Raw genomic sequence first — 25,590 nt, 5'->3', positions numbered from 1 at the left:
ACCGCCGCCGCCCGAGCCGCAGAGACGGCCCCCGCTCCGCGATAGACAGCCGCGTGGGTAGCGCCCTCGAAGAGAACCAGAACCTGCTCTGCGAGTGCCGGGTCCTCGCGTCCGAGTTCCATTGCGACGACCTCACCGACCCGTCGGCGGAACGCTTCCTTGTGCAGCGCAACCGCCTCGACGATCGCCGGCGTATCGCCACCCGTTTCCGCGCGCGAGCGAAGAAACAGGCAGCCCCGACATCCCTCGACCCGGACCCAGTCCTCGAGCGCGGCAAACAGGGCGTCGACGGTCCGCACGTCGATCCGGGCCATGAAGCGCCGGTCCCGCTCGGTCAGGACACGCGCCATGAGCGCGGCCTTGCTGCCGGCATGCTTGTAAAGCGTGCGGCTCGACATCCCCGCAGCCTCCGTCAGCCGGTCCATACCGGTGGCCATGTAGCCGTGCCGATCAAAGAGCCGCTCGGCGGCGGCGGTGAGTTTGCTTGTCATGTCCATGGGAACCTCCTTTGGCGTCCTTGGATGCAAATGTAAAACGAACGTTTTACATTGCAAGCCGCCAGGACCAGAGGTCCGCCCTGCGGGCCTCAAGGCCTTGGACAATGCTGTGCAGAGCCATAAAGGTCCGGTTTGGGGGTGCCGCGCTACGGCGATGGCCAGTCCGGCGAACGGCAGGTCAGGGCCGGGAGCGCGCGCGTGGGTCGGAAACGGGGTGCGACCTCTGCCGCTCTACTTGCAAAGTTATGCCCCCGCTCCTTGGCCAAGCCGAGCGAATGCATAAAACTTGAGCCCTGGCCCTTACTTTGTCTGGCCAGTGGTTAGGGGGGCAACAAAGGCCGTGAACCGATGATCTAAGACCGAGTTCTTCGCATTCCTCGTAGCAGGAGGGATTTGAGGTGACGGGCTTCTTCCCAAATCGATTTTCTTGGCGCCAACGACGCGGCTCAAAGTCTTGAGCCGGTCAATCCTTTGCCGTGATTCCTAAAGACCGTATCCGCGAATAGAGTGTCGTCGGCTTGATCCCGAGTAGGGCGGCGGCACCGTCCGGGCCGGCGACGCGGCCGCCGGTTTCCTTTAGGCAGGCGACCGTGTTCGCGATCCGGATCTGGTCGACTTCGGCGTCAGTCAGCAGAGAGGCCGCGCCGCGCACGCTGGGCTGCGACGGAGTGCGGATGTCCACCACCAGCTTGCCGCCGTGCGAGACGATGGCGCTGCGTTCGATGACGTTGGCCAGCTCGCGGACGTTGCCCGGCCAGTCGTAACGCTGAAGTTGGCCCATGATGTTCTGGGTCACGACCGGCACGCGGCGGCCAAGCCGCTTGCAGGCCAGCTTCAGCAGGTGCGCGACGAGGGGCGGGATGTCCTCCGGTCGGTCGCGCAGCGGGGTGCAGTGGATCGGAAAGACGTTGAGGAACAGGACGAGATCCTGCCGCAGCCGCCCCGCCTGCACCTCGCGATCGAGGTTGCGCGCGGTCGCGGCGATGATCCGCAGGTCAAGCGCGCGCTCGCGGTCCTCCCCCAGCCGCACGACGGACTGCCGCTGCAGCGCCGCTAGCAGCTTGCCCTGCTGGTCCAGTGGGATATCGCACAGCTCGTCGATGAACAGCGTGCCGCCGTGCGCCAGTTCCAGCTTGCCCGGACGGTCGCGCAGAGCGCCGGTGAAAGCGCCGCGGACATGGCCGAACAGTTCGCTTTCGATTGCGTCGCTCGGCACGGCGCCGCCCTTGAAGTGGATCATCGGCCGTCGGCTGCGAGCGCTTTCGTTGTGCACCGCCGAGGCGATGAGCGACTTGCCGGTCCCGTTCTCTCCGGTGATCAGCACGGTGGTGTCGGTGCGCGCGACAAGGTCGATCTGCCCGATCATCTGCCGCACCGCCGCCGAATGGCCGATGATGTCGTGGTGCGCGCGCTCGAGGTTGATCGCCTCCTGCAGATAGGCGTTTTCCTGCATCAGGCGGTCACGCAGGGCGCCGACCTCGGCCATGGCCTCGCGCAGTTTCCGCTCGTTCTCCCATCGTTCGGTGATGTCGCGGAAGATCACGACGGCTCCGACCAGCACCTGCCCCTCGTAGATCGGGGTCGAGACGTATTCGACGCGGATCGGCTTGCCGTCCTTGCGCCAGAAGACCTCGTCCTCGATCCGGTTGACCTGCTCGAACCGGAAGGACCGATAGATCGGGCAGTGTTGCGACGGGTAGACGTCCCCGTTCAGGTGGTGGTGGTGGATCATGGTGTGGATGTCGCGGCCCAGCAGATCCTCGGTCGTCCAGCCCAGCATCTCTTGCGCGGCGCGGTTCACGAAGGTGGTCTTGCCGTCGGCATTCACGCCGTAGATGCCCTCGCCCGCGGCTTCGAGGATCAGATGGTTCTGCCGTTCGAGCTCGGAAAAGAAGGCCTGCGCGCGCTGCCATTCCAGCAGGCCGCCGCCGTGGATCCGGGCGGCCTCGTCGCGTTCGGTGCGGTCCTCCAGCGCGGCAAGGTCGATGAGGTTCAGCAGAACCGCCCGTGCGCCAGCCGTCGGCATCGTGCGGCCGCGCAGCTCGCAGCGCAGCGCCTGGCCGGTCGCGGTCCGAAGATCGACACGGCGGGTCCAGGCCTCGGTGCGGTGAAAGACCTCGTCCAGAAACACGAGCAGCTGCGTGAAATCCTGCGCGACGCGGGTGGACAGGCGCGAACCGACCAGAGTGGCCTCCTCGAACAGTCGGGCCGCGTCGGGGGTGGCCGCGAGGATCCGGTCGGTGTCGAGGTCGATCAGCAAGGTCGGCCCGAACGCGCCGGCAAGGCAGGAATCATGGGTGTATGTCGCGACGGTCATGCCGGAACTGGAGCGCGCCCTTGCCGCAACCGCAATACGAAAAATCGTAATTTACGAAGTATCATAATTTTTAGTCACTCGAGAATTTCTCCAATAGATTGAAATAGAACGAAAAAGGGCGCCGCGGAAAGTTTCGGCAAACCACTTCTGATCGGCGGAGGGCGCGGTCACGATGGTCTCAAATCAGCAAGTGGAGTGCCAGATGACCTTCAAGAGCCTTGGAAACCCGTTTTCCGCCAGCACCGATCTGCGGCACGGCGCCGACTGCGGGTGCGGTCGCTGCGTCGCCGCCGCCGTGGCCGAGCCCAACCGGATCGACGTGACCACCTCCGAAGGCATTCTGGAGCGCGCGGTCGAAAGCGCCATCGTCCGCTCCGTTTTCGGGCAAAGCGACATCGGGCGCCGGTCGTTCATGGGAATGATGGGCGGATCGACGATGGCTGCGGCGCTGGCGTCGGTCTTTCCGCTGAACGAGGCGAAGGCCGCGATCCTCGACACCCTCGGGCCGCCCGAAAAGACCGACCTGAACATCGGCTTTGTGCCAATCACCTGCGCCACGCCGATCATCATGGCAGAGCCGCTGGGCTTCTACAGCCGCTACGGGTTGAACGCCTCGGTCATCAAGACGGCGGGCTGGGCCGTGGCGCGCGACAAGTCGCTGGCGGGCGAATACGACGCCAGCCACATGCTGACGCCGATGCCGCTGGCGATGACGCTGGGCGCCGGGTCGGTGGCCGAGCCCTACATCATGCCCGCGGTCGAGAATATCAACGGCCAGGCGATCGTGCTGTCGAACGAACACCTCGACAAGCGCGATCCGAGCCAGTGGAAAGGCATGACCTTCGGCGTGCCGTTCGAATATTCGATGCACAACTTCCTGCTGCGCTACTACGTGGCCGAGTTCGGGCTGGACCCGGACGTCGACATCCAGATCCGCGTCGTCCCCCCGCCCGAGATGGTGGCGAACCTGCGCGCCGGAAACCTCGACGGCTATCTCTCGCCCGATCCGTTCAACCAGCGGGCGGTCTATGAGGGCATCGGCTTCATCCACATCCTGACCAAGGAGATCTGGGAAGGGCATCCGTGCTGCGCGTTCGCTGCCCCCCTGTCGTTCGCGACCGAGCTGCCGAACACCTACGGCGCGCTGCTGAAGTCCATCGTGGACGCGACGCAATACGCCCAGCAGGCCGAGAACCGAGCCGAGATCTCGGAGGCGATCGCGCCGACGAACTACCTCAACCAGCCGGTCACCGTGATCGAGCAGGTGCTGACCGGCACCTACGCCGACGGCCTGGGCGAGGTGAAGCAGGTGCCCGACCGGATCGACTTCGACCCGTTCCCTTGGCAGTCGATGGGCGTCTGGATTCTGACCCAGATGAAGCGCTGGGGCTATATCGAGGGCGACGTCGACTACAAGGGCGTGGCCGAGCAGGTCTACCTCGCCGCCGACTGCCGCAAGGTGATGGAAGACCTTGGCTACGACGCACCGGCCGAGAACTACAAGTCGCACATGATCATGGGCAAGACCTTCGATCCGGCCGAGCCCGAAGCCTACGTCGACAGCTTCGCGATCAAGAAGGCCTGAGCGATGCAGGGCCTTTCACTCAACACCCGTGCGGCGATCATGTCGGTTCTGCTGCTGGTCGGCGGTCTGCTGGTGTGGGAGCTGTCGATCCCCGCCCAGCAGACGGTCGGTGAGCTGACTGAATACGAACGGCTCACCGGCGGCGGCGAGGCTCGCGCCGGTGTGCCGCCCCCCAGCCAGGTCATCGTCAAGGCCTGGGAAGAGCTCAGCAACCCGTTCTACGACGCAGGCCCCAACGACAAGGGCATCGGCATCCAGATCGGCTATTCGATCTACCGCGTGCTCACGGGCTACGCGCTGGCGGCACTCATCGCGATCCCGCTGGGGTTCCTGATCGGCATGTCGCCGGTCGCCTACCGCGCGCTCAACCCGTTCATCCAGGTGCTGCGGCCGATCTCTCCGCTGGCGTGGATGCCGCTGGCGCTTTTCATCATCCAGGACAGCGAGGCCTCGGCAATCTTCGTCATCTTCATCTGCTCGATCTGGCCGATGCTGCTGAACACCGCCTTCGGCGTGGCGGGCGTGCGGTCGGACTGGGTGAACGTGGCCAAGACGCACGAGCTTGGGCCGCTGAAGACCGCCTTCACCGTGATCCTGCCCGCCGCGGCACCCACCATCGTGACGGGGATGCGGATCTCCATCGGGATCGCCTGGCTGGTCATCGTCGCGGCCGAGATGCTCGTCGGTGGGACCGGCATCGGCTACTACGTCTGGAACGAGTGGAACAACCTCGACCTGACCTCCGTCATCTTCTCGATCCTCATGATCGGCGTCGTCGGCATGCTGCTGGACACGATGTTCGGCCTGCTGCAGCGCCGCGTCGCCTACGTCGAATAAGGAATATCCCATGAAACCGTTTCTGAGCATCGAGAAACTGACCCAGCGCTTCCCGGACGGGAAGGGCGGCGAATTGACCGTCTTCGAGGATGCCACCTTCGGCGTCGAAAAAGGCGAATTCGTCGTGATCCTGGGGCACTCCGGGTGCGGCAAGTCTACGATCATGAACATCCTCGCGGGTCTCGCGGACCCGACCGGCGGCGGCGTCATCATGGACGGGCAAGAGGTGAAGGGGCCAAGCCTCGACCGCGGTGTGGTGTTCCAGAACTACTCGCTGCTGCCGTGGCTATCGACACTGAAGAACGTGACCTTCGGCGTGGCCGCGCGCCACCCGGAATGGTCGAAGGCGCAGGTCACCGAACATGCGGTCAAGTACCTCGGCATGGTCGGGCTGGAGGGGGACGTGATCCACCGCAAGCCCAGCCAGCTGTCGGGGGGCATGCGGCAGCGAGTCTCCATCGCGCGGGCCTTCGCGAACCACCCCAAGCTGCTGCTGCTGGACGAGCCCTTCGGCGCGCTCGATGCGCTGACGCGCGGCACGATCCAGGACGAATTGTTGAAGATCTGGGGCGGGACCGAGCAGACGGTCTTCATGATCACCCATGACATCGACGAGGCAATCCTTCTGGCCGACCGCATCCTTCTGATGACCAACGGCCCCTTCGCCCGCGTGGCCGAAAGCGTCGAGATCACGATCCCGCGGCCCCGCAGCCGGACCGAGATCGTCGAGCATCCGAACTACTACGCGATCCGCAACCACCTGGTGCAGTTCCTCGGCCGCCGGTCGAAGGAAATGGCCGGCAGCCGGACCGGCACCGACACCAACCGACCCGAACCGATGCGCATCGACCGCACCGCGCCGGCGGACGAACCCGAAAGCCGGCGACCGCCCCTGCGCGCCGTCAACGACTAACCCGAAAAGGACCACCTCCGTGAAAGACACTGCCATGACCGAAACGATGACCCGTGAAGACGTGACCGCCATGATCCTGTCGGCCAAGAAGCAGGCCGGGATGACGTGGGAGCAGATCGCCGACAAGATCGACATGTCCCCGGTCTGGACCCACTCTGCCGCGATGGGCATGAACGCTTTTCCGGCCGACAAGGCTAAGCTGATGGTCAGCGCCATGGGCCTGCCGCAAGAGGCCGAAAGCTTGCTGGTCGAAAGCCCCACCAAGATCTGGACGCAGGCCGTGCCGACCGATCCCTGTATCTACCGCTTCTACGAGATCGTCGGCGTCTACGGCCCGACCCTGAAGGCACTGATCCAGGAAAAGTTTGGCGACGGCATCATGTCGGCCATCGATTTCCACATGTCGGTGACCCGCGAGGAGAATCCCAAGGGCGACCGCGTGAAGGTTGAGATGTCAGGCAAGTATCTCGGCTACAACAGCTGGTAGGCCCGGCGCGACGCGGAGGCCAGGATGACTCGCATGCCCCTGCCGCCCTTCAGTCACGCCAACGCGGTGCTGAAGGTGCGCATGGCCGAGAACGCATGGAACGGGCGGGACCCGCAGGCGGTTTCGATGGCGTATACGCTCGACACGCGTTGGCGCAACCGGTCGACGTTCCTGACCGGGCGCGCCGCCGTGGTGGATTTCCTGACGCGCAAGTGGGCGGCGGAACAACAGTATCGGCTGATTAAGGAGATCTGGACCCACGGCGATAACCGCATCGCCGTGCGGTTCTGCTATGAATACCACGACGCGGCGGGGCAATGGTTCCGCGCGTATGGTAACGAGAACTGGGCCTTTGACGCGCAGGGCTACATGGCCGAACGCCATGCCTCGATCAACCACGTGCCAATCACGCCCGCCGATCGGCTCTTTCATTGGCCGCAAGGGCCCCGGCCAAACGACCATCCAGGTCTCAGTAATCTTGGATTGTAATCAGTGCCGCCACCGCCGCGTTGAGGCTTTCGCGCGCCGAATATCAAGAAAGCCCTGCATCCGAACGTTGACCACAGAAATCTGACTGTGTTGCATCGACTTTTTCATTGGATGGCTGCGGAGAGGTCCTATCTAATTTGGTTTGGGTATGGTCGTGCGGGGTAAGCAGACTTTCCGAAAAACGTGATTTGGCCAAGGCCGTAGGGTGTCTAAATTCACTTAAAAAATTGGCAAAATGAATGAATGGCCGAGTTCCCTACAGCGAAATTTGTCGAAGACGGACCACCTCCCTAACTCCGCACAGCAACCATACAAGCCCTCAAGATGCTGCGCGACGCACGAACGACCGCTTCGGCGAAGCTGCACCGCAGCGTAGTCATCCAGCTTGAATGTCCGCAATGGGCTGAGAGCGACGTCGGACTTGGCCGACGTGGTCGGCACTGGCCGCTGCGCCGCCGCATGACCGCTGCGAGCCCATTTTACCGAGACCAAGTCATAAATTGGTTAATTTCCATCACGATGTCGGTGATCGAACGATCCTGTGTTGAAATACAGAAATCTTCAATCTTGGATTTTTCCATAGCGGTCGAAAGTTGAATAGAGCGATTTTCCTGCCAAGATATATTTGAACCAGCTTTGCGCATCCTGATGCGCTCTTTAAGAGTAGAGGCTGAAGCGGTCAATCGACACAGCACTGGGTTGTAGATATTTACTGCATCTGCGATCGCTTCTGCATCGCTACGCTTTTCGATCACCCTCGCAATTACTAGGTTTTTCGAACCGCGCTTCCTGCAATTGGCCCACATGGCTGTCAGGATTTCGAGAGCAAGGGAACTGTTGAACGGGTCAGTTTCAATTCGCGGATAGGTGTAGGTCAGTGCATCAAGGTCTATGAATGTGTGAGGCACATTCTCTTCCTGCAAAAGTGAGCTGACCGCCCCTGCGACACTGGTTTTTCCAACACCAACAGGGCCTGAGATCAAAAGCAACTGTTCACAAGGTTTCTTCATGAAGATTTCTTATGGCGCGCCGGCAGACAGGTCAATTTTGAAGGGTCGCTTCGTCCGCTCAGCCGACGTCGGCTGCTCGAAAATGCTGCACGACGCACGAACGACTGCTCGGGTGAAGCTGCGCCGCAGCGTGGTCACCCAGTCTCAAGGTCGGCTCTGGGCCGGGAGCGACCGCCTCGCTAGCGTTCCGTGGAGGTCCGCTCCGGGCCGGTAGCGACGGCGGTCATGTGCTCGGCTCGCTGCACGGCAGCAAGTAAGTCGCAACCCTACAGTAGTATTCAGTGTCCAGCCTCACCAAGGCGATAAAGGCTATACGTATTTGCGAGCGAGTAGCTGCCCCCCCCCTATTGGGGGGGCAGCTTCAATCACGCGACAAGGCTTACGACCATTTCGATTTCGAGCTGTAGCTCCGGCGAAGCCAGCGCCGACACGCCGATGCCGGTCAGACTTGGCTGCGCTCCGTCCAGAAACTTGGCAAGCTGGGTCATCACGACTTCCTGCGTTTCCGGGCGCAGGTCAGTCATGTAGATCCGCATCTGTGCGATCTGCTCTGGCTCCGCGTCGAGCGCTGCCAAGGAGTGCGAAAGGTTCTCGATCACGAGTCCGGTCTGCTCTTCGAGGTCAGCGGACAACGCGTCACCATCGTGCCGCCACGCGACTTGTCCCGAAACAAAGGCAAGCGGGCCAGGTGGGATCACTGAGATCTGGGAATAGCCGACGCGCCCTGCGTCGGGCAGCGTCGGAGGGTTCATGCGGTTGAGGGAGGTGGTCATTGTTTGTCCTTTCCTTGGAGAGGCTGTCGGTATGACAAGCATCGTGCGGGCCTTAATCTATGCGCGAGATTCACGAATGGAGTTCGCCGCTGTGCCGATGAGAACGCCCCGATGACCCGTGCTGCCCTGAATGGGTCGCGCGTGGACGAAATCCTGATCTTCCTCGCGATCGTCGAGACTGGAAGTTTCATTTCAGCCGGTCGGAGCATGGGCCTGTCGCGATCCGCTGCCGGCAAGGCTTTGTCACGGCTGGAGGCGCATTGCGGGGCAAGACTGCTGAACCGGACTTCACGCGCCATGAGTCTCACTGAGGACGGCCAGCGGCTCTACGCCCAAGGCGTCAACCTTCGCAGCACGCTCGATGCCGTCGGCTCTCAGTTCGCAGGCGACGGCGGCACTCCGCGAGGCGAGCTCCGCATCAGTGCTCCTGACGCTTTAGGTCGCCGCCTCGTGCTGCCGGTGGTCAAACGGTTCCTTGCGGCATGGCCGGAAGTTCAGGCGGAAATGAGCCTGTCGGATGGTGTGAGCGACCTCATCGCGGAAGGGGCCGACCTCGCTGTGCGCATCGGCGTCCGAACGCCGAACCCTAGCTTGATCTGCCGGACCCTCCGGCAGGAACCTTTGGTGCTTTGTGCCAGTCCGGCCTACCTCTCTCAAACCGCCCTCCCGACGCGGGTCGAGCATCTGAGCCAACACGATCTTCTCTTCCATACCAGCCAGAACATGCGTCAAAGTTGGCATTTGGAAGAAACCGACGGCACTTGGGTGCGGGCCAGCGGACGCTCCCGCTTGCGGCTCGATTCCGGCGAAGCTCTGAGGGAGGCGGCGTTGGCGGATCTTGGTGTGGCTTTGCTGCCCAACAGCCTCGTTAAAGGCGACTTAGCGGAAGGGCGCCTGCAAAGGGTTCTGCCCAAATGCGACACGGGATCAGTCGAGATCATGGCACTCTATCCGCATAGACGCATGCTCGAGGCCAAGGTGCGACACTTCGTGGATATGCTCGCTGCGGATCTCGCAATCTCAGCGCGATAATGATCGGGTTGGGATCGAGACGCGATGGTCGATCCTGCCGTGTGACAAGCGAAGATCGGCTTGCACCGGCATAAAGGTGGCCCGTTAGTGAATGACAGGAACGTCCACACAGTAATCATGAGGGCGATGGAGATTATGCCTGATCCATGAACGACCAGTTCGGCAAAGCCTGATTGCGGCGGCTAGCCGACCGGCGAACGGCTTCTATAGGACGGGAGCGACGGCCGCCGGTGTGTGCTAGGCACCTGACCCGTTGCGTAGCCGCATCTCTGCTTAGAGCCCGTATCTGCTGATGGAGCGCCCTTCACAAACAAACGCCATGTAGATTACCTTTACAAAATGCGACTAAGACAGAGGAGAGAGAAAGAATGTCATCTTATAGACCTGCGCCCGACTATATCGTATCGCATGAGAGTGAATTGCGATCCTTGTTCCCGCCTACCCATGATTTGGCGATTAAGAAAGTGCAGGGCTTCATTGACAAACACGCAAGAGCTTTTATCGAAAGGAGTCCGTTTCTCTGCATTGGCACGCAAGGCACCGATGGCAAAGCGGATGTCAGCCCACGCGGTGACCCTGCAGGTTTCGTCAAAATTATCGATGACAACACGCTTGCGATCCCCGACAGGCCTGGGAACAATCGACTTGATAGCTTGTCAAATATCGTCGCGAATTCCCACGTCGGTTTGTTGTTCGTCATACCCGGTTTTGACGATACGATGCGCGTAAACGGGCAGGCAAAGCTAGTGACAGATCCTGTTCTTCTCGAAAGTCTTTCAGTAGAAGGTCGCCTGCCAAGGTTAGCAATTGTAGTCGAGGTTAGAACTGTCTTCATTCATTGCGCAAAAGCGTTCCGCCGATCAAATCTGTGGAATCCCGATTATTACCAAGATCGAAGCGAGCTACCATCCCTCATGAAAATCGCCTTGGACGCCACAAACTCCGCTCCGAGCGATAATCGGGAAATGGATAGATTGAACGAAGCATTGGAGGATGACTACCAGAAGACGCTGTATTGAGAAGATCAAATGTCAAGGTTTCGGGTAAATTTTCAAAAGTCGCTATCCAATTAGTAAGCTCCAACGGCAGCTTCGTCCGCCCCAAAGACGACCACTTCGGGAAAGCTGCATCGCAACGCTGATCGTCCCGTTTAACGACCGGTTTGGGCCGGCCGCGACAGCCGGCCCGTCCGGTTCAGATTTCCACGGCCTCGGCGATCGCGAGCGCATCTTCGAGTTCGACGCCGAGGTAACGCACCGTGCTGTCCATCTTCGTGTGGCCAAGGAGGAGTTGCACTGCCCGCAGGTTGCCGGTCTTTCTGTATATCTGCGCGACTTTCGTGCGCCGCATGGAATGGGTGCCATACGCGCTCGGCTCAAGGCCAATGGATGTCACCCAGTCTCGGACAAGGCGAGCATACTGTCGCGTCGAGATATGCCGCCGCTCATGGAACCGTCCGGGCCAGAGATGTTCCGACCCGACCATCAGCGGCGCTTCGAGCCATGCTCCGATTGCTTTCCGGGTCCCATCGGTGATCTCGAAGCTGACCGGCTGCCGTGTCTTGCTCTGAACGATCGAGGCGCGGTGCTTTACCTGGCCCGCTGCATAGACGTCGGCGACCTTAAGGCGCACCAAGTCGCAGCCACGCAATTTGCTGTCGATGGCGAGATTGAAGAGCGCCAGCTCGCGAGTCCGCTCCGCGATCTCGAGGCGGACCCGGATCGACCAGACATGCTTCGGTTGCAGCGGACGTTTCTGGCCGACGATGCGCCCCTTGTTCCAAGTGGGACGGCAGGCGCGGATTGCTGGTAAGTTGGCAGTAGGCATGGCAGTTCCTCCTATTCCGCCAGACCCGCCACGTCCTCGGCTTCAGACCGACAACCCATCATAGCACCGATCCGCGGCGAAAGTCCGCTTCGAGCCCATTTTACTGGATGCTGCACTACGCACGGATGTCGGCAAGGCTTTCCAGTTAGTAACGCTGAGGCTGAAAGTCTTTGCTTGCCAGCAAAGCCGCTGCGCCGATCATAAGCGTGCCGCAAATCTTATTCACCGCGCCAAAGGAAGACTGCCTTAAGGCCGCTGCCGCTCGGACACCGAGCCATCCCCAGACCAGTAAAATTGCTCCATCTACGACCAAGTAAGTGACACCTAAGATCAGAAGCTGGGGCAGCACAGGCGATGTCGGGTCGATGAACTGAGGAAAGAGCGCTCCAAAAAAAACGACAGCAAAAGGGTTTGCCATCGACGTCACAAAGCCCTGACGAAATAACCGAAACGATTGGCCAGACTCAGCGGCGGCGACGTCATCTGTTTGATCTTTCGAGAGAATTAGCTGAACGCCAATCCACACCAAATACGCCACCCCGAGCCATTTGATCCAAACGAACGCGCTCGCTGACGTCGCGATGATTGCAGCAAGACCGAAAGCTGCACCGGTCATTTGCAAGCTGTTGGCAGTCAGGTCTCCGGCCATGGTATAGGCGCTTCGTTTCAACCCATATCTGACGCTGTTCGAAATGATGAGAAGCTGACTGGTGTCCGGCGGTGTTGCGAAGAAAACGGCAACCGCTGCCAGATAAATCAAATACGTTTCCATTGCCATCATCGCATACCTTCAGTTGCGCGACAGCTAGCTAAGGCCCTGAGAGTAAAATGGTCAACTTTCATTGTGGCCATTCGCACACTGTCGTTGAACGGTCGCTTCGTCCCGCACTGCGGACCTTGGCGTTCCAGCATGATGCTGCACCAGGTCATGGGCGACCGCTTCGGGGAAACTGCATCGCAGCAATGATCGTCCTGTCCAAGGTCCGGTTTGGACCGATCGCGGATATCGGTTGGACCGGGCGGAATGCGGACCTTCGCTGCGTCTCGCACTAAAGTCTGCTTTGCAGAAACGACGTTGACGGCCGCGACAGCGTGCCGATGCCCGCTTACAGGAGGGCAATTTTATAACATGTTGGACTTGTTTCTTACACCAGCCCGTCATCATGAACCAGCCGGGAAACTCCAGCCTTCGGTGGTCCAAGGTCGGGGAACAAACCACCAACTTGCAGACACTCATTGTGAACGAGGGGTCAGCAGGGGCAGGTCAGCTGGCAAGCATCCTTACCTATGGTTTCGAGAACGAAACCTTCTTCCTTTATCGGACAACCTCAGCTTGAATGGCCTCGCACAATATCGGAGAAAAATATGAATTTTCGAGCACTCTTTGTCCCGGCCTTACTAGGCCTCGCTGCCTGCGGAGCACAGCCACAGCCCGGAGCAATGCAGTCGGTTGCGCTGTCAACGTATGACCCAAATAGCCCGTCGGGAGTGGGCAGGGTTCAATTCACCCGAAGTGTATCCAACTCGAGAGCGGTTTCAAATGACCGGAATTGCTCTGACTTCGCGACCTCTTCTGCGGCGCACCAGTTCTTCTTGAATGCCGGCGGCCCCTCTAGCGATCCGCACGATTTGGACCGAGATGGCGACGGGTATGCTTGCGAGTGGGGAAAGGATCTTCTGAACCGCCAAGCCGCAGAGAGGCAACGACGAGCCGCAGCTGTTACGCGACCTACTCCAGTAAGATCGGCATCGCGTTGCTATACTGGGCCACGGGGCGGAACCTACACGATAACGAGCGGCGGGAACAAAAACTACAGCGGTTGTTGAACTAACGATTGGACCTTAGGAAAGCAAAAGCTCACGTTGGATGTTTGTGCCTCTCCTGACTTCGGCAAAACCGAGATAATTAATCTATACGGCGGAATTCTCCTGCGGACTGTATTGTCCGCGGGTCTATAGTAGCAGAAACTATCAAAATAGCATTCATAACAAGTAATTTTTGGTTGGATCGAAAGCCAATATGGCCTTAAAATTCAAGTAAGTTTCGGTGCTTGGCTCTTGGCCATGCGGCGCAGCGAAGGTCCGCTACAGAGCCCAAACTGCAAATTCGCTGCGCCGTTGCGAAGGTCAGTTATGACCTTTTGGTAGTTCCTTATGGCCATGCCCGACGATTGATCAAATACAGGGCGGGAGTGTTGACGCATATCACTCTGAGTTCGTAACTAATCTCAACAGGCCACGCATTAAGCGCCATCTCTGGTATGCATATTCGCGGCAACGGAAATGGGATGAGCGATCTCTTGCTCTTCGGCGCTTAGGCTTTCGTAGTCCGCTGCCAGATCTTCCACCCGGATCTTCGAGAACTGCGCGAGCAGCCGCGCCTCTGCCTCGCGCAGTGAGGCATCGAGTTGAGCATCCACGGCCTTCTCGACGAGGCAATCGGACGGGTCGGCATTCGGGCCGATGTTGAACAAAGGTGGCGCGCCGACGGCCTCATAGACGTCCCGCAACATGATCTCGGTCAGCGGGCGGGCGAGCGTCCAGCCGCCGCCGTGCCCTTTTTCAGACGCGACGATCCCTCGGTCGCGCAGACCACCCATCATCCGGCGCACGACCACCGGGTTGGTCGAGATCATTTTCGAGATCTGCTCGGAGGTCGCGAGGCGCACATGTCGGTCCATGTGGATCAACACGTGCAGCATGCGGGACATGCGAAGGTCGCGCGGCATTGGCAAGGTCCTTTCACGTGTGAAAGGTTTTTATCACCGGTTATGCAACATTCCAAGTTTCATGTCTTGCTATCGAGCTGAATGGTATGTAACTCGTCGTGTTGCGAGATAGCAAATGAACAGGAATGGACCGATGGGCTACGACGTTATCATAATTGGAGGCAGCTTTGCCGGCCTCTCGGCGGCCATGCAGCTCGCCCGCGCCAGACGCGACGTGCTCATCCTCGACACCAGCACGCCGCGCAATCGCTATGCTGTCAAGTCGCACGGGTTTCCCGGGCAAGACGGACAGAAGCCCGCTGCGATCGCGGCAACCTTGCGTGCCGAACTGAGTGCCTATGCGACCGTTCAGATCCGCGGGGCAGAAGCCAAGGCTGCGTCTCAGCAAGGGGACGGCTTTGTCGTCTCGCTCTCGAATGGTGAAGAGATCACGACGCGCAGGCTCGTTCTTGCCTACGGCGTCCGCGACACGCTGCCTGACCTGCCGGGGCTACGTGAGCGCTGGGGCGCGAGCGTTCTGCATTGCCCCTATTGCCACGGCTATGAGCTAAACCGGCAACCGATGGGCGTTCTGGCCCGGAACGAGCTGGCGATGCATCAGGCCATGCTGCTGCCCGACTGGGGCCCGACCACGCTGTTTACCCAAGGCACCTTTGAGCCAACGCATGACCAGCGTCAGACGCTGGCGAAACGGGGCGCTATTGTCGAAGAGGTGCCGATCATCGGCCTCGTCGGCCCCGCCCCGGTGCTTGAAGCCGTCCGGCTGGCCGATGGCCGCGAGGTCCCTCTGGCCGGGCTGTTCATTGCCCCGCAGACCGCGCCGTCGAACGACCTTGGCGCCATGCTTGGCTGCGAGACGAAGAACGGCCCCACCGGTCCCTATCTTGCCGTGGACGGGATGCAGGCGACCAGCGTTCCGGGTGTTTTCGCTGCGGGCGACCTCGCCAGCCCGATGCCCAACGCGACTCTTGCTGCAGCTGCGGGTGTGCTGGCAGGCGGCGCGGCGCATCGATCGCTGATCTTCGACCCTGATCTCACCGAAGCTGCGTAAGGGAGACGATAGATGCAGGCCGAAACCATCTGGAACGACATATATGCGAAGGGCCCGCAGACGTCATCGGGCACTCAGTGATGGCAGCTTTGTCCGCATAGCTGACCTCGCGCGTTTATCCGTCGAATGTCCGCTTCAGGCTGATGATCAAAACGCCGACGGCAACCTCCGGTATCCTAATTTTCAGGAGTCCACTGGTCGGCGCGACAAGAGGGCGTAAGGTTCGCCTATGTGCAACCTTTACTCCAACACGATGGCCGTCGATGCGATGCGGCAGCTCTTCGCAGTCGACGCGGCCCAGGACGCACTCGGCAACGCGGAACCGCTTCCCGCCATCTTCCCAAAGGGCATGGCCCCGATCGTCGGGATGAATGACGATGGCAAGCGGTGGCTTCAGAACGTCCACTGGGGCTTCGTCATGCCCCAGGTGTCGAAGAAGACCGGCGAACCGATCCAGCCAAGGGCGGTCAACAACGCGCGTGACGACAAGCTGCGGTCGTCGTCGTTCTGGAGAAAGAGCTTTGAGGAGCGGCGCTGCCTGATCCCCGCGACCAGCTTCTGCGAGGCAAAAGACAGAATCCGGCGAGCTACGTGTGGTTCGGCGTAACCGGCGACGAGGCACGCCCGCCCTTCGCTTTGGCAGGCATCTGGCGCGCCTACAGAGGCAACTACGGTGCCGGCGACGTCCGGGAGATGATCACTTCGTCGATGGTCACGACGACGCCGAATGCTCTGACCAAGGAAACCCACCCTGACCGGATGCCTGCGATCCTCGCGCCGGAGGATTACGCGCAATGGCTGACGGGATCCCCGGAGGAAGCCTTCGATCTGATCAAACCCTACCCAGCCGAACGGATGGTCATCCGCCAGCAAGGCGAAGGCCTGAAGTCGGACAGAGGTGGGCTCGAAGGGTCTGGTTCGTAACCGGATCAGCGCTGTGAACGTGAATCTGGTAAGGACGCCCTGGTCACATCAAACAGCACCCGATGCCGAGCGCGCGGCCGCTGCGGGGCTACATGACATGAGATCGTCTACATAATGAGAGATGCGCCACCGCGAACACAGGCCCCCTCGAAAGAGAAAGTAGGACCTGCGTCCAATCCAGTATGCACTTACTTTATCAGGAATTCGTCCTTTGACCGACCATTTTCGATCGCGTCTTTCATCCACTCCGGCTGCCGACCGCGGCCAGTCCAGGTCATCTCGGGGTTCTCCGGATGAACGTATTTCGGGGGCGAGACCAACTTCGACTTTTTCGAAGGCTGCCCGGTGAGTTCGGCGAGGGTGAACCCATTCTCGCGAGCAGCAGCTTCAACGGCAGCGAGCGCCTCCTTGCGGCGCTTGCCCTCAAAGCCGTCGACGGCCTTGTTTACGTCTTTCTGAAGAGCTTTGAGCTCTTCCAGCGACATGCTGTCCAAATCGATATTGGTCATCTTGTTTTCCTTGCCTTGTTCGTTTGTCTAAAGGTGTTCAACGCTGCAGTAATTTAATCTGTCTGTCTAAAGTGGAAGTATATCCCAGGATCACATTTGCAAAGGACGTGTGATCGAATTTCAGTTGCTAATGCGATCTTTTGAAAGTCTTGAGAAAGAATAACTTGCACCTTCATGCCTTTGCAATGCAGCCCTGTTTTCAGAACGTTGCGAAATGCGTAGCCGCATCGGCGACAGGGGGTCCGCTGAAGTCCTCTTCGTCGGGAATTCGGCCAAAGGCGATCTTGGCCCCGACGTAGCCTCCCGGAACTTCAGCCTGTGGACCCATGGATAATGCCTGAGGCCCCAGCTTCGCGCGCAGTCCGTCCATCAGGTCGCTGACCTTCTCCCATTTCGCACGGTCCGCCGTCTCCGATGAGCCACCGTTGTCGCTCGGAGACATCGAGAACAGGTCTGTCACGATCTCGGCCTCGTCGATCAACCCGTGGATCATGACGCTGACCGACTTGGGCGTGAACGCAAGCCGGCGCTCCGCTTCCGCCAGCCCTGTGCCAAGCGCCCCCAGGAACGTGTGATCGTCGCGGGCAGGGGCGAAGGACCCTTCCCAGGTCCAGGCCCCTTCATCCGCCCGCGGGCTGGGCCCGCCGCGCGGTTTGACGGCCTTGAAACCGAGGGTCAGCTTCGTTGCGCGCACGTTCGCCCGCCGCACGCGCCGTCCGGCGCTTTGCGTCAGAAGGCGCGCACAGATCGAGACCTTCTGGGGATTGCGCCAGTCTTGCGGCAGGATCCGACTGTGTCCGAACATGCTTTTCTTCGTCGCCGGTCGTTCAGCGTGGTAGCCGTGAAGGCCGTTCCAGAACCGCTCCCCCTCTACACTGCCCCAGATCGCACGGGCCTGTTTGGGGGCAAGCGCCCAAAGTCCGGTGAAGTCCCGGACGCCGGCGGCCTCCAATCTCGCCTGCATGCCCTTGGAGATTCCGGGTAGGTCACCGAGGTCCACCGTCGCAAGGGCTTGCGGTAGATCATTCGCCCGGATCAGCTTGAACCCGTTCGGCTTGTGCTGCTCGGCCGCGATCTTGGCCAGCAATTCCGTTGGCGCCATCCCGATGGAGCAGGTCAGCACGTCGCTGAAGGCCGCGGCAAGGGCGGCTTTCAGTTGCAGCGCAAGGTCCTCACCACGCGCGCCTTCCGCCGCCAGAAGGGTGCAGACGACTTCGTCGATCGACCGGACGTGAGCGACGGGCACGACTGTCTCGATCACGTCGAGGATGCGTTTGTGAAGGCGCACGTAGACATCGTGCCTGGCCACGACAAAGATCATGTCCGGAATGATTTCCCGGGCTTTCACGATCGGCATGTTGAACTTGACCCCACGCGCCTTGGCCTCGCGGCTGATTGCGATGCATCCGGTGTGGAGCGCATCCAGCGGCACCACGCCGACGGGACGGCCGCGCAGGTCGGAATTGAAGTGCTGTTCGGCCGAGGCGAAGAAGCTGTCGAAATCGAGATAGAGGCGCTCGATGCCACGCGCCTGACCGGGTGGGTCCTGTATCATTCCGCCGCTCCGCAAATGGGTGGTCATCATAACCTCCGCTTCACTTTGGACAAGATCGATCCGATCGCTTGGGTCGTGCGGCATCCGTCCTCGACGTTCTGGTGGCGGGTCGAAGGCGACTGCCTATGGGATGTGGGGATCCGGGACGGTGATATCATCTCCGTGAACCATGCCGATACCGGCAAGAACACCAAGCTGCACGCTATCTGTAACAGTAAAGGCCGGCCCCTCGATCTGTTCGTCACGGCGGGTCAGGTCAGCGATTACATAGGCGAATGAGCATTGCTGAGCAGCCTGCCGGACGTGGACTGGCTGCTCGGGGACTGCGGCTATGATTCCGACTGATTCAGAGAAGCGCCGAGAGACAAGGGGATACGCCCTGTGGTCTGCCCCCTGAAAAGTGGTCCTCCCTGAAGTATGGCTTACGAGCCAGTTGGAGGATGCAGGAATGCCCCAGAAGAGACACAAGCCGGAAAAGATTGTTGCGAAGCTTCGGCAGGTCGACGTCCTTGTATCGCAAGGCCGATCGGTGGCCGAGGCGGTGCGGTCGATCGGTGTGACGCAGTTTACCTACTACCGATGGCGCAAGGAGTTGGGCGGCTTGAAGACCGACTAGGTGAAGCGGCTGAAGGAGCTTGAGAAGGAGAATGAACGGCTGCGGAAAGCCGTTTCCGAGCTGACGCTCGAGAAGCTGATCCTTCGTGAGGCTGCCTCGGGAAACTTCTGAGCCCCGCCCGCCGCCGTCGCTGCATCGATTACATCAGGCAGAAGTTCCAAGTCTCGGAACGCTTCGCCTGCCGTGTTCTGGGGCAGCATCGTTCGACGCAGCGCAAGGTGCCGCGCAGGCGAGCCGACGAGGACGCGCTGACCGCGGACATCGTCGCGCTCGCCACGCAATACGGCCGCTACGGCTATCGGCGGATTGCAGCGCTGCTGCGTGATGCCGGCTGGGTCGTGAACACCAAGCGGGTCGAGCGGATCTGGCGACGGGAGGGGCTGAAGGTTCCCCAGAAGCAACCAGGGAAGGGTCGGCTCTGGCTCAACGACGGGTCATGCATCCGTCTGCGGCCGGAGCGGCCGAACCACGTCTGGTCCTACGACTTCGTCGAGAGCCGGACCCACGATGGAAGGAAGTTCCGCATGCTCAACGTGATCGACGAGTTCAGCCGGGAATGCCTGGCCATCCGGATCGACCGGAAGTTGAACTCGACCGCCGTGATCGACGTCCTGACCGACCTTTTCATCTTGCGAGGTGTGCCCGGTCATGTTCGCTCGGATAACGGGCCGGAGTTCATTGCCAAAGCCGTTCGAGATTGAATCAATGCCGTGGGAGCGAAGACGGCATTCATCGAACCGGGCAGTCCTTGGGAGAACGGCTACTGCGAGAGCTTCAACTCGAAGCTCCGCGACGAGTTGCTGAACGGTGAAATCTTCTACTCGCTGGCAGAGGCACGCGTCGTGATCGAGGCATGGCGCGTCCACTACAATACAGCGCGGCCCCACTCATCCCTTGGCTATCGGCCGCCCGCGCCGGAGGCCATCCATTGGTCGGCAAAGCGGAACGGATCACCACCTCAGTCGGCGCCAGCCTTGGCACCGCGCCCCATCATGCACTAAGACTAAAACCGGACCACCCGATGGGGGCAGGCCAGGAAGGCGTTGTTGCGGCTATCGGACTGGAGGCTGGTTCCCTGTCGCAGTGGCTGCATCGTGGGCTAACAGATGCCGGACTGGATGCTGTTCTGATGGAAACTCTACATGTGAAAGGTGCGCTGAAGGCCATGCCGATCAAGACAGATCGCAGGGATGCCGAAGACATTGCACGGCTTCTTCATCTCGGTTGGCTCAGGCCGGTTCACTGTAGATCCGTCTCGTCGCAGGAGGTCCGTGCCGTGTTCAGGGCCCGAAAGGCCATCCAGCATGGCATGATCGCTTCGGAAATGTCGACGCGTGGACTCTTGCGGAACTTCGGTCTCAAGGTTGGTGCCATCTCTCGTGGTCGCTATGAACAGCGCATTTGCGAACTCAAAAACGGCAATCCAATGCTCGAGGCTGCGACGGGACCGATGCTGCGCGCGCGGGCGTCCTTACGGCAGGAGCTGGCGGGGTTGGAGCGCCTTGTTCGCCAGATGGCTAAGGATGACCCAGTCTGCCGGCGGCTTACGCCGATGCCTGGTGTGCGCGCGGTGGTCGCGCTCACCTACCGATCAGCTGTCGATGATCCTTCCTAGTTCACAGCCTTCAAGAAAGTTGGCGCATGGGTACGCATCACGCCATCGCGCATCCAGTCGGACGAATGCGACGTCTCGGGCGGCATCACGGAGACTGGCGACGTCAATCTGCGCCGCGTATTATGTCAGGCAGCGACTGTCATGATGCATTGCGGGCGGTCAACGTGGCTAAAGGGGCTACGCAGGTCGCGCGACGCCGTGGCGGTAAGCGCGCGATGGTTGCCTTGGCAAGACGTATGAGCGTCATCCTGCACAGGATGTGGGTTGATGACGCCGACTTCCGGTTAGACGTTGCCGTGCCCCATGCGGTATAAAAGATTGCGTTTTCTACTGTCCCCTACCTGATTGCAGGCCTATGAGGTCCCCTAGGGACGTGGTTCCGATGATGCCGTGGTCTGAATTGTTGCCGCTTCACATCGAGGACGTCAATAAGATGGGCACATCGGAATTGCATTGAACCAGCATCATATTGGCAGCTCTGCGCTGACCACTGACCGAGGCATGCACCCGGGTGATCTCAGACGAAGGCCGCGGTGATAAAAGGACGGCTCAGAAACACGTCGTATCAAACCGCAAACAGGCGGCCGGACACGCGTGTCAAAAAGCTTTGACGGAAAGGTCCCCGTTACCGAAGTCCAGACCCTTGGAATCGAACGCTGAGGCGTTACTAGGGATCCTGTCCGACCGCGAGATCGACAATTATCCCGCGACATGAACGGGCCTGCACCGTTCGTGCCGCGTAGGGTCCAGCCACGCGTGCCACGAGGTGGCCGTCGATTTTCTTCAGGCCATCCAAGTGTTCACCGTCCGCTGCCAACCGGCGACACAGATCACCCAGCCATGCCCCTACGGTTTCGTCACCGGGGAGATCAGCAGGGCGTGCATCTCGGCCACCTGTCGGCGGAGCGTGTCGGTTTCCTGCTGGGTGGAGATCCGGGCCTCGCAACTCAGGCGGAGTTCTTCCGAGGTCTGCGTCAACAGGTCGATCAATCGTTCGATCAGATCCATCTCCGGAGTATTCATCGGCTCCACCAGGTCGAGGAGCGGGTGCAGGGCCGTCACGTCCCGGTGCGTCTCCTTCATCTCTTGCATCAGCGGATCGCGCAGGCTGGCGTTGTCCAGCGGGATCAGGTCCTCGGGCGTGGTCGTGGTGGTCTGTGTCATGAAGGTTTCCTTTCAGAATGTGAGGGGCGTGGGAGGCGAGAAGGCGGGCAAGACGGCGCAGGGCAAGACGCCGGCGCGCCTTTCGCAAAGTGCTGCACCAGGCCAGGCGCGCCCTGAGATGTCGGGGTGTCCAGGCAGGACCGAGTCTCCCCAAGGCGAACGTTCGCCCGTCCGGAGTCGCGATATTCAGGTTGGCATGTTTGCTGTTTTTCGTGAGACCGGGCACCAAACTGTGGCCAGGCAGGTGGATCGCGATCGCTTTGATGAAATCCGGGAGCGTCGCGGGCTGCGTCCCGCGGAAAATGTCCGTCAACGCCGTATGAATCTTCTTTGCCAACCCTTTCGATCTGCGCCGTGCGGGGCTGTGCGGCACGAGGCGGGGCAAGGCTCCGGGATCGAACTCCGCCAGGCGCGGCAACCCTGTCGCGTCGCGCAGAGCCCGGTCCATCCGGTCGGAGATGGATTGCGATCGCGGGAACGGAACCTTCCGGTCGCTCCAGGTCCGCTCGAATACGATGACATGCACATGGCAGCAGTTTGCATCGACATGCCGGATCGCGGCCCAGATCACCCCCCGGTGCGGAATTCCGCGGTTCGCGAGTTCTGTCGTCACGATACGCGTGAGCATCGTATCGCTCGCCGCGCGATCCTCGGGCAAAGAGATCGTCAAGGTGATGACCTCCTCGTCGCCCGCAAGTGCGATCGCCCGGTCCCGCAGCTCGGGCAGCGTTCCGGCGTAGAGCGTGCCACCGACGATGCGTGCGCCCTTGCGGATGATGTAGTTCGAGATCTGTGCCGCCGAGCGCGGCCCGACATACGCTCGCATCAGTCCGCATCCCAGCCGCACAGGCGGTCCACGGCGCGCCGGAGGTCTGCCAGCAGCGCCGACCGCTGACGGGAGGAAAGGGCCGTTGCGGGGTCGTTGCGCGCAAGCCGGTAGATCCAGGCATTCAGCTCACCGATCTGGATGGCGAGGGCATCTTCAGGGTGATCCACGGGGCGTGCGACCAGGGACATGATGTAGGCGGCACGCGAGCGCGCGCCGGCTCGCTTCTGGGCGGCGTCGAGCTGCGCGCGCTCTTTGGGGGAAAGCCGGAGCTTCACGTCTTCGCTGCGGGATGCGGCTCGAGAGCCACCTGGAGTGGTCATGTCGTGTCCTCATGATTCAGGGGGAAGGTCGGAGCCTGTGGGGCGCCGTCTTGCACAAGATAGACGATCCGAGCGCCGCGGTCCTTTTCCGTCCACAGGTAATACTCTTCGGCCCCCATTTTTTTGGGGGGCTCTGCCGCGGTAGGGGTCTTCGTCATGTTCCGGGAACCGGTTTTGAGCGTGCAGAACCGACTTACGAGACCCGGCGCCCGCATCGGGGAACCCGCCGTGACGCGGAGCCCGCTCGCCGCGGCGACCCGGACATCGCGAGGACGAATGGAAAGATCTGCGCCCGACTCTACGGGCCGTCAGAGCGAAACGGACGAACCGGTCACGGCTCAGATCTTCCGGCATCCGGTCTCTCGTCCCGGTGGCGACCGGGTGGCGCTTGCTGCCGCCAGCGCCGCGTTATTCCGGCCTGCCAAGCTTGGCGGAGGGACTGGAAGAACAGTCCCGTTTCCCGGTGAAGACTTGCCGGCGGAGCGCGAGGCGCGATCGTAGGCCGGGACAGCGGCTGGACATCCGCTTCGAGGCAGGAGCCGCGTATCTCGGCACGGGGTGGCCAAATTTTTGCCTCCGTCCACAGCATTGCGTAGCCACTTGGCAGAAACCGCCCTCGTTTGCATTCCGTGAAGGGACGGAGGTTCCTATTCTGAAGGTCATCAAAACCACGAGGAGCACGACGATGACCGACAGCAAGACTAAGAAGCCTACCCTCCAGAAGATCCCGATCGAGAGGATCGAAGCTGCTAAGGCGAAGGCCTTGAAGATGGAGCCCGCCGCACCGACGGAACTTTCGGCAAAAGCTGCGGTGGCCGCGATGAGTGACACCGACAGGCATTTGCACGACCTGGGATTCAGCACCGAGTGGATCGCGCAGTTCATGATCGATGAGCTTGGATTGAAGAGCGAACTATCGACGGTGCGTAGCTACCTGCAGCAGGCAAGGCGCGAGGCCGCGAAGAAAGGCGGAAAAGCGACAGGGCCGGCAAAGTCGCGTAAGGCCGCACGGAACAGCGACACGCCTGAAACGACGCCGGAGCCGAAGGGTGCACCTGAGATCGACGGAGCGGATGCCATCGATCGGATGCCGATCGGGACCGCTCAGGAGGTCGTCGGTGAACCGGATGCCGATCAGTCGAAGGGCGACAACTCGTCGAGGGCACCCACGACGGCAACCGAAGAGAAGATGTCCACCGACACGGTCACGGCAAGCCTCGAGGGCGAGGCCGAACCTCGCGACAGTGCCGACACCGGACCGACCCAGCACTCCAATGCGGATCCACGTCCGACGGATCGTGAAGGGATCGATACCCTCGATACGCGCGAGATGGAGAGTGACGGAACGGGAAGCGAGGGATCGACCGACGGCGAAGGCGCTACGCCGAATGGCGGTGCCGGCGGATCGAGTGAGGATACACAGGCCATTACTGAACGGACGGAGAGGGAAGCATCCTGACATGGGCGATAGGCTCCCCCATGGCTTCTTCGGACCCACGGGGGAGAGGTCCGGGACACCCGGTTGTATAGCGTCCAACGAGATAGATGTATGAGGTCCGACGCCGAAAGGATCATTGGCGCGCATCGTCGTCGAGTTCTTCCGAACGTCCTGTGCACAGGCATGCCTTGAATCTTCGCACAGGGATCCGGGACTTCCGACGAGTCCGACTATCCCGCGAAAGGAGATGCGGGTAACGATCATAGAAGCACGGTGAGACAAAGCGGTGAACGGTTCGCGAAGGGGTGTCCGCAACCAAATGAGAAGATCATCGAGACCGATGGACGAACGGCCAGGTGAAGGATTAGCGGCGAGATCGTGATACGAGGCGGCCTTGGTATCGAAGGGCCTAACTCAAATGCGTGGCATATCGGTCAGCGCAGAACGGGACGCAAATCGTGCCTCTTGTAAAACGACCTTGCCCCGGAACAGCACGGCCCTTCGAACGAAAGTCCGAACGGATCACGCGCGCCGCAGGCATCGTGCAGACCAATCGCGTGCGGGTAAGGCCGGACCCACGAAACGCATGTCGGTTCGAACGCCGGAACGGTCCGCAAGACGTCATGAGGGGGACCTCGGAAGCGGCCTCAGATCATCGAGACCTGCACAAGGAAGAACACCGATGCAGACGCTTCACGCACACCCTGGCCAGGAAGACCGGATCCGGTTCGCACAGCCCATCGTGTAAACTTCACGCACGCCCTGCCGTTGTTTCCACCGCTGATCGAAGGGCCAGGTCGGGTGACAGGTGCTTGGCAGAATTGCCGGTTGGGTAGAGGTCCACGTAGAACCTAGAAATGGGGACCCTTTTCCACCCGAGCCGACTTCGGCGGATTGACGGCCATCGAGAGAATCCGAGCGGTCCGTAGACCGCCCGGTTACGCCTGCGACCAGTCGAAGCCGTCGATCCCGCCATCCCCGGGCCCGTCGTCCTCGGCCCCGCTATCCCGCACATGGCAGCACGCCAGCGCCTCGTTGAGCGCCTCACCCTCCAACACACCGTCGATCACAAG

Annotated in this window: 25 protein-coding genes and 2 pseudogenes; 16 read left to right on the top strand and 11 right to left on the bottom strand. The window is 60.9% G+C overall.

Going from position 1 to position 25,590, the window contains the following annotated elements; translation table 11 throughout:
• A partial coding sequence (locus tag EU805_RS16995) for a TetR/AcrR family transcriptional regulator (RefSeq protein ID WP_129765172.1) occupies positions 1 to 497 on the bottom strand: 497 nt, incomplete at its 3' end.
• Between the two features lie 463 nt (positions 498 to 960).
• A complete protein-coding gene (locus EU805_RS16990) occupies positions 961 to 2,814 on the bottom strand; it encodes a sigma-54-dependent Fis family transcriptional regulator (RefSeq protein WP_129765171.1) in 1,854 nt (617 codons plus the stop codon).
• 202 nt (positions 2,815 to 3,016) lie between these two features.
• Between EU805_RS16990 and EU805_RS16985 the strand changes: the two genes are divergently transcribed.
• The 5 genes from EU805_RS16985 to EU805_RS16965 are packed head-to-tail and all read left to right on the top strand — an operon-like array spanning position 3,017 to position 7,125.
• On the top strand, positions 3,017 to 4,399 hold the full coding sequence (locus EU805_RS16985; protein WP_129765170.1) for a CmpA/NrtA family ABC transporter substrate-binding protein: 1,383 nt from the start codon (positions 3,017 to 3,019) through the stop codon (positions 4,397 to 4,399).
• Between the two features lie 3 nt (positions 4,400 to 4,402).
• The gene (gene ntrB / locus EU805_RS16980) at positions 4,403 to 5,236 is read left to right on the top strand and encodes a nitrate ABC transporter permease (RefSeq protein ID WP_129765169.1); all 834 of its coding nucleotides are present in this window, start codon (positions 4,403 to 4,405) and stop codon (positions 5,234 to 5,236) included.
• A gap of 10 nt (positions 5,237 to 5,246) precedes the next feature.
• Positions 5,247 to 6,149 carry an ABC transporter ATP-binding protein gene (locus tag EU805_RS16975; RefSeq protein ID WP_129765168.1) on the top strand — a complete coding sequence of 301 codons (903 nt, stop codon included), beginning with the start codon at positions 5,247 to 5,249 and terminating at the stop codon, positions 6,147 to 6,149.
• A 19-nt stretch (positions 6,150 to 6,168) separates the two neighbouring features.
• Positions 6,169 to 6,636: a cyanase gene (gene cynS, locus EU805_RS16970; RefSeq protein ID WP_242494220.1), complete on the top strand. Its 468-nt coding sequence runs from the start codon at positions 6,169 to 6,171 to the stop codon at positions 6,634 to 6,636.
• A gap of 24 nt (positions 6,637 to 6,660) precedes the next feature.
• Positions 6,661 to 7,125, top strand: a complete 465-nt coding sequence (locus EU805_RS16965) for a nuclear transport factor 2 family protein (protein ID WP_129765167.1) — start codon at positions 6,661 to 6,663, stop codon at positions 7,123 to 7,125.
• 479 nt (positions 7,126 to 7,604) lie between these two features.
• On the opposite strand, the gene EU805_RS16960 is transcribed toward EU805_RS16965, so the two are convergent.
• Positions 7,605 to 8,135 carry an AAA family ATPase gene (locus EU805_RS16960; RefSeq protein ID WP_129765166.1) on the bottom strand — a complete coding sequence of 177 codons (531 nt, stop codon included), beginning with the start codon at positions 8,133 to 8,135 and terminating at the stop codon, positions 7,605 to 7,607.
• Between the two features lie 365 nt (positions 8,136 to 8,500).
• On the bottom strand, positions 8,501 to 8,908 hold the full coding sequence (locus tag EU805_RS16955) for a RidA family protein (protein ID WP_129765165.1): 408 nt from the start codon (positions 8,906 to 8,908) through the stop codon (positions 8,501 to 8,503).
• 141 nt (positions 8,909 to 9,049) lie between these two features.
• Between EU805_RS16955 and EU805_RS16950 the strand changes: the two genes are divergently transcribed.
• Together EU805_RS16950 and EU805_RS16945 are read left to right on the top strand one after the other, a co-directional pair.
• Positions 9,050 to 9,940, top strand: coding sequence for a LysR family transcriptional regulator (locus tag EU805_RS16950; RefSeq protein WP_207208137.1), 891 nt, complete (start codon positions 9,050 to 9,052; stop codon positions 9,938 to 9,940).
• 368 nt (positions 9,941 to 10,308) lie between these two features.
• Positions 10,309 to 10,959 (top strand): pyridoxamine 5'-phosphate oxidase family protein, encoded by a 651-nt coding sequence (locus EU805_RS16945; protein WP_129765163.1) that lies wholly within the window; start codon positions 10,309 to 10,311, stop codon positions 10,957 to 10,959.
• Positions 10,960 to 11,134: 175 nt separating this feature from the next.
• Here the strand turns inward: EU805_RS16945 and EU805_RS16940 are convergent, their stop codons facing one another.
• Together EU805_RS16940 and EU805_RS16935 are read right to left on the bottom strand one after the other, a co-directional pair.
• Positions 11,135 to 11,767 (bottom strand): tyrosine-type recombinase/integrase, encoded by a 633-nt coding sequence (locus EU805_RS16940; RefSeq protein WP_129765162.1) that lies wholly within the window; start codon positions 11,765 to 11,767, stop codon positions 11,135 to 11,137.
• A gap of 145 nt (positions 11,768 to 11,912) precedes the next feature.
• On the bottom strand, positions 11,913 to 12,548 hold the full coding sequence (locus tag EU805_RS16935) for a LysE family translocator (protein WP_242494219.1): 636 nt from the start codon (positions 12,546 to 12,548) through the stop codon (positions 11,913 to 11,915).
• Between the two features lie 506 nt (positions 12,549 to 13,054).
• On the opposite strand from EU805_RS16935, the gene EU805_RS17980 reads away from it, so the two are divergent.
• Positions 13,055 to 13,594 (top strand): excalibur calcium-binding domain-containing protein, encoded by a 540-nt coding sequence (locus tag EU805_RS17980; protein WP_129765161.1) that lies wholly within the window; start codon positions 13,055 to 13,057, stop codon positions 13,592 to 13,594.
• A 416-nt stretch (positions 13,595 to 14,010) separates the two neighbouring features.
• Here EU805_RS17980 and EU805_RS16925 read toward each other — a convergent pair whose 3' ends face one another.
• Positions 14,011 to 14,496 carry an Rrf2 family transcriptional regulator gene (locus EU805_RS16925; protein ID WP_129765160.1) on the bottom strand — a complete coding sequence of 162 codons (486 nt, stop codon included), beginning with the start codon at positions 14,494 to 14,496 and terminating at the stop codon, positions 14,011 to 14,013.
• A gap of 133 nt (positions 14,497 to 14,629) precedes the next feature.
• On the opposite strand from EU805_RS16925, the gene EU805_RS16920 reads away from it, so the two are divergent.
• From EU805_RS16920 to EU805_RS17870, 3 genes are all read left to right on the top strand, one after another.
• Positions 14,630 to 15,547, top strand: coding sequence for an NAD(P)/FAD-dependent oxidoreductase (locus tag EU805_RS16920; RefSeq protein WP_129765159.1), 918 nt, complete (start codon positions 14,630 to 14,632; stop codon positions 15,545 to 15,547).
• 229 nt (positions 15,548 to 15,776) lie between these two features.
• Entirely contained in the window at positions 15,777 to 16,154 is a 378-nt protein-coding gene (locus tag EU805_RS17875) for an SOS response-associated peptidase family protein (RefSeq protein ID WP_255465920.1), read from the top strand.
• Positions 16,139 to 16,471 carry an SOS response-associated peptidase family protein gene (locus tag EU805_RS17870; RefSeq protein ID WP_255465919.1) on the top strand — a complete coding sequence of 111 codons (333 nt, stop codon included), beginning with the start codon at positions 16,139 to 16,141 and terminating at the stop codon, positions 16,469 to 16,471. The genes EU805_RS17875 and EU805_RS17870 overlap by 16 nt, the downstream gene beginning before the upstream one ends.
• A gap of 188 nt (positions 16,472 to 16,659) precedes the next feature.
• Here the strand turns inward: EU805_RS17870 and EU805_RS16910 are convergent, their stop codons facing one another.
• On the bottom strand, positions 16,660 to 16,980 hold the full coding sequence (locus EU805_RS16910; RefSeq protein WP_129765158.1) for an H-NS family nucleoid-associated regulatory protein: 321 nt from the start codon (positions 16,978 to 16,980) through the stop codon (positions 16,660 to 16,662).
• Positions 16,981 to 17,179: 199 nt separating this feature from the next.
• Positions 17,180 to 18,535 carry a type VI secretion protein ImpB gene (locus EU805_RS16905; protein WP_129765157.1) on the bottom strand — a complete coding sequence of 452 codons (1,356 nt, stop codon included), beginning with the start codon at positions 18,533 to 18,535 and terminating at the stop codon, positions 17,180 to 17,182.
• A 180-nt stretch (positions 18,536 to 18,715) separates the two neighbouring features.
• Here EU805_RS16905 and EU805_RS17975 point away from each other — a divergent pair.
• From EU805_RS17975 to EU805_RS17785, 4 genes and pseudogenes are all read left to right on the top strand, one after another.
• A pseudogene (locus tag EU805_RS17975) lies at positions 18,716 to 19,095 on the top strand (transposase); the annotation flags it as partial.
• Positions 18,984 to 20,152 (top strand): annotated as a pseudogene (locus EU805_RS16890) (IS3 family transposase). The pseudogenes EU805_RS17975 and EU805_RS16890, both read left to right, overlap by 112 nt.
• Positions 20,080 to 20,766 carry a hypothetical protein gene (locus EU805_RS17790; protein WP_242494222.1) on the top strand — a complete coding sequence of 229 codons (687 nt, stop codon included), beginning with the start codon at positions 20,080 to 20,082 and terminating at the stop codon, positions 20,764 to 20,766. The pseudogene EU805_RS16890 and the gene EU805_RS17790 overlap by 73 nt, the downstream one beginning before the upstream one ends.
• Positions 20,767 to 20,802: 36 nt before the next feature.
• On the top strand, positions 20,803 to 21,006 hold the full coding sequence (locus EU805_RS17785; protein ID WP_370318230.1) for a transposase: 204 nt from the start codon (positions 20,803 to 20,805) through the stop codon (positions 21,004 to 21,006).
• Positions 21,007 to 21,612: 606 nt separating this feature from the next.
• Here the strand turns inward: EU805_RS17785 and EU805_RS16880 are convergent.
• Together EU805_RS16880 and EU805_RS16875 are read right to left on the bottom strand one after the other, a co-directional pair.
• Positions 21,613 to 21,930 carry a hypothetical protein gene (locus EU805_RS16880; RefSeq protein WP_129765156.1) on the bottom strand — a complete coding sequence of 106 codons (318 nt, stop codon included), beginning with the start codon at positions 21,928 to 21,930 and terminating at the stop codon, positions 21,613 to 21,615.
• Between the two features lie 825 nt (positions 21,931 to 22,755).
• The gene (locus tag EU805_RS16875) at positions 22,756 to 23,079 is read right to left on the bottom strand and encodes a hypothetical protein (RefSeq protein ID WP_129765155.1); all 324 of its coding nucleotides are present in this window, start codon (positions 23,077 to 23,079) and stop codon (positions 22,756 to 22,758) included.
• A 685-nt stretch (positions 23,080 to 23,764) separates the two neighbouring features.
• Here EU805_RS16875 and EU805_RS16870 point away from each other — a divergent pair.
• Positions 23,765 to 24,538 (top strand): hypothetical protein, encoded by a 774-nt coding sequence (locus EU805_RS16870; protein ID WP_129765154.1) that lies wholly within the window; start codon positions 23,765 to 23,767, stop codon positions 24,536 to 24,538.
• Positions 24,539 to 25,590 lie beyond the last annotated feature (1,052 nt).

The organism is Salipiger sp. IMCC34102 (genome assembly GCF_004145405.1).
GTDB lineage: Bacteria > Pseudomonadota > Alphaproteobacteria > Rhodobacterales > Rhodobacteraceae > Loktanella.
The sequence above is the reverse complement of the archived record's forward strand: the minus strand, read 5'-3'. Positions and strand labels throughout refer to the sequence as shown.

Excerpts from the sequence above, each read along its gene's own strand:
- EU805_RS16940 (WP_129765162.1), bottom strand. The coding sequence starts at position 11,767 with ATGCCTACTGCCAACTTACCAGCAATCCGCGCCTGCCGTCCCACTTGG.
- EU805_RS17980 (WP_129765161.1), top strand. The coding sequence starts at position 13,055 with ATGGTTTCGAGAACGAAACCTTCTTCCTTTATCGGACAACCTCAGCTT.
- EU805_RS16945 (WP_129765163.1), top strand. The coding sequence starts at position 10,309 with ATGTCATCTTATAGACCTGCGCCCGACTATATCGTATCGCATGAGAGT.
- EU805_RS16905 (WP_129765157.1), bottom strand. The coding sequence starts at position 18,535 with ATGATACAGGACCCACCCGGTCAGGCGCGTGGCATCGAGCGCCTCTAT.
- EU805_RS16935 (WP_242494219.1), bottom strand. The coding sequence starts at position 12,548 with ATGATGGCAATGGAAACGTATTTGATTTATCTGGCAGCGGTTGCCGTT.
- EU805_RS17875 (WP_255465920.1), top strand. The coding sequence starts at position 15,777 with ATGTGCAACCTTTACTCCAACACGATGGCCGTCGATGCGATGCGGCAG.
- EU805_RS16870 (WP_129765154.1), top strand. The coding sequence starts at position 23,765 with ATGACCGACAGCAAGACTAAGAAGCCTACCCTCCAGAAGATCCCGATC.
- EU805_RS16965 (WP_129765167.1), top strand. The coding sequence starts at position 6,661 with ATGACTCGCATGCCCCTGCCGCCCTTCAGTCACGCCAACGCGGTGCTG.
- EU805_RS16960 (WP_129765166.1), bottom strand. The coding sequence starts at position 8,135 with ATGAAGAAACCTTGTGAACAGTTGCTTTTGATCTCAGGCCCTGTTGGT.
- EU805_RS16955 (WP_129765165.1), bottom strand. The coding sequence starts at position 8,908 with ATGACCACCTCCCTCAACCGCATGAACCCTCCGACGCTGCCCGACGCA.
- EU805_RS16985 (WP_129765170.1), top strand. The coding sequence starts at position 3,017 with ATGACCTTCAAGAGCCTTGGAAACCCGTTTTCCGCCAGCACCGATCTG.
- EU805_RS16975 (WP_129765168.1), top strand. The coding sequence starts at position 5,247 with ATGAAACCGTTTCTGAGCATCGAGAAACTGACCCAGCGCTTCCCGGAC.
- EU805_RS16880 (WP_129765156.1), bottom strand. The coding sequence starts at position 21,930 with ATGACACAGACCACCACGACCACGCCCGAGGACCTGATCCCGCTGGAC.
- EU805_RS16875 (WP_129765155.1), bottom strand. The coding sequence starts at position 23,079 with ATGACCACTCCAGGTGGCTCTCGAGCCGCATCCCGCAGCGAAGACGTG.
- EU805_RS16990 (WP_129765171.1), bottom strand. The coding sequence starts at position 2,814 with ATGACCGTCGCGACATACACCCATGATTCCTGCCTTGCCGGCGCGTTC.
- EU805_RS16910 (WP_129765158.1), bottom strand. The coding sequence starts at position 16,980 with ATGACCAATATCGATTTGGACAGCATGTCGCTGGAAGAGCTCAAAGCT.
- EU805_RS16925 (WP_129765160.1), bottom strand. The coding sequence starts at position 14,496 with ATGCCGCGCGACCTTCGCATGTCCCGCATGCTGCACGTGTTGATCCAC.
- EU805_RS16920 (WP_129765159.1), top strand. The coding sequence starts at position 14,630 with ATGGGCTACGACGTTATCATAATTGGAGGCAGCTTTGCCGGCCTCTCG.
- ntrB (WP_129765169.1), top strand. The coding sequence starts at position 4,403 with ATGCAGGGCCTTTCACTCAACACCCGTGCGGCGATCATGTCGGTTCTG.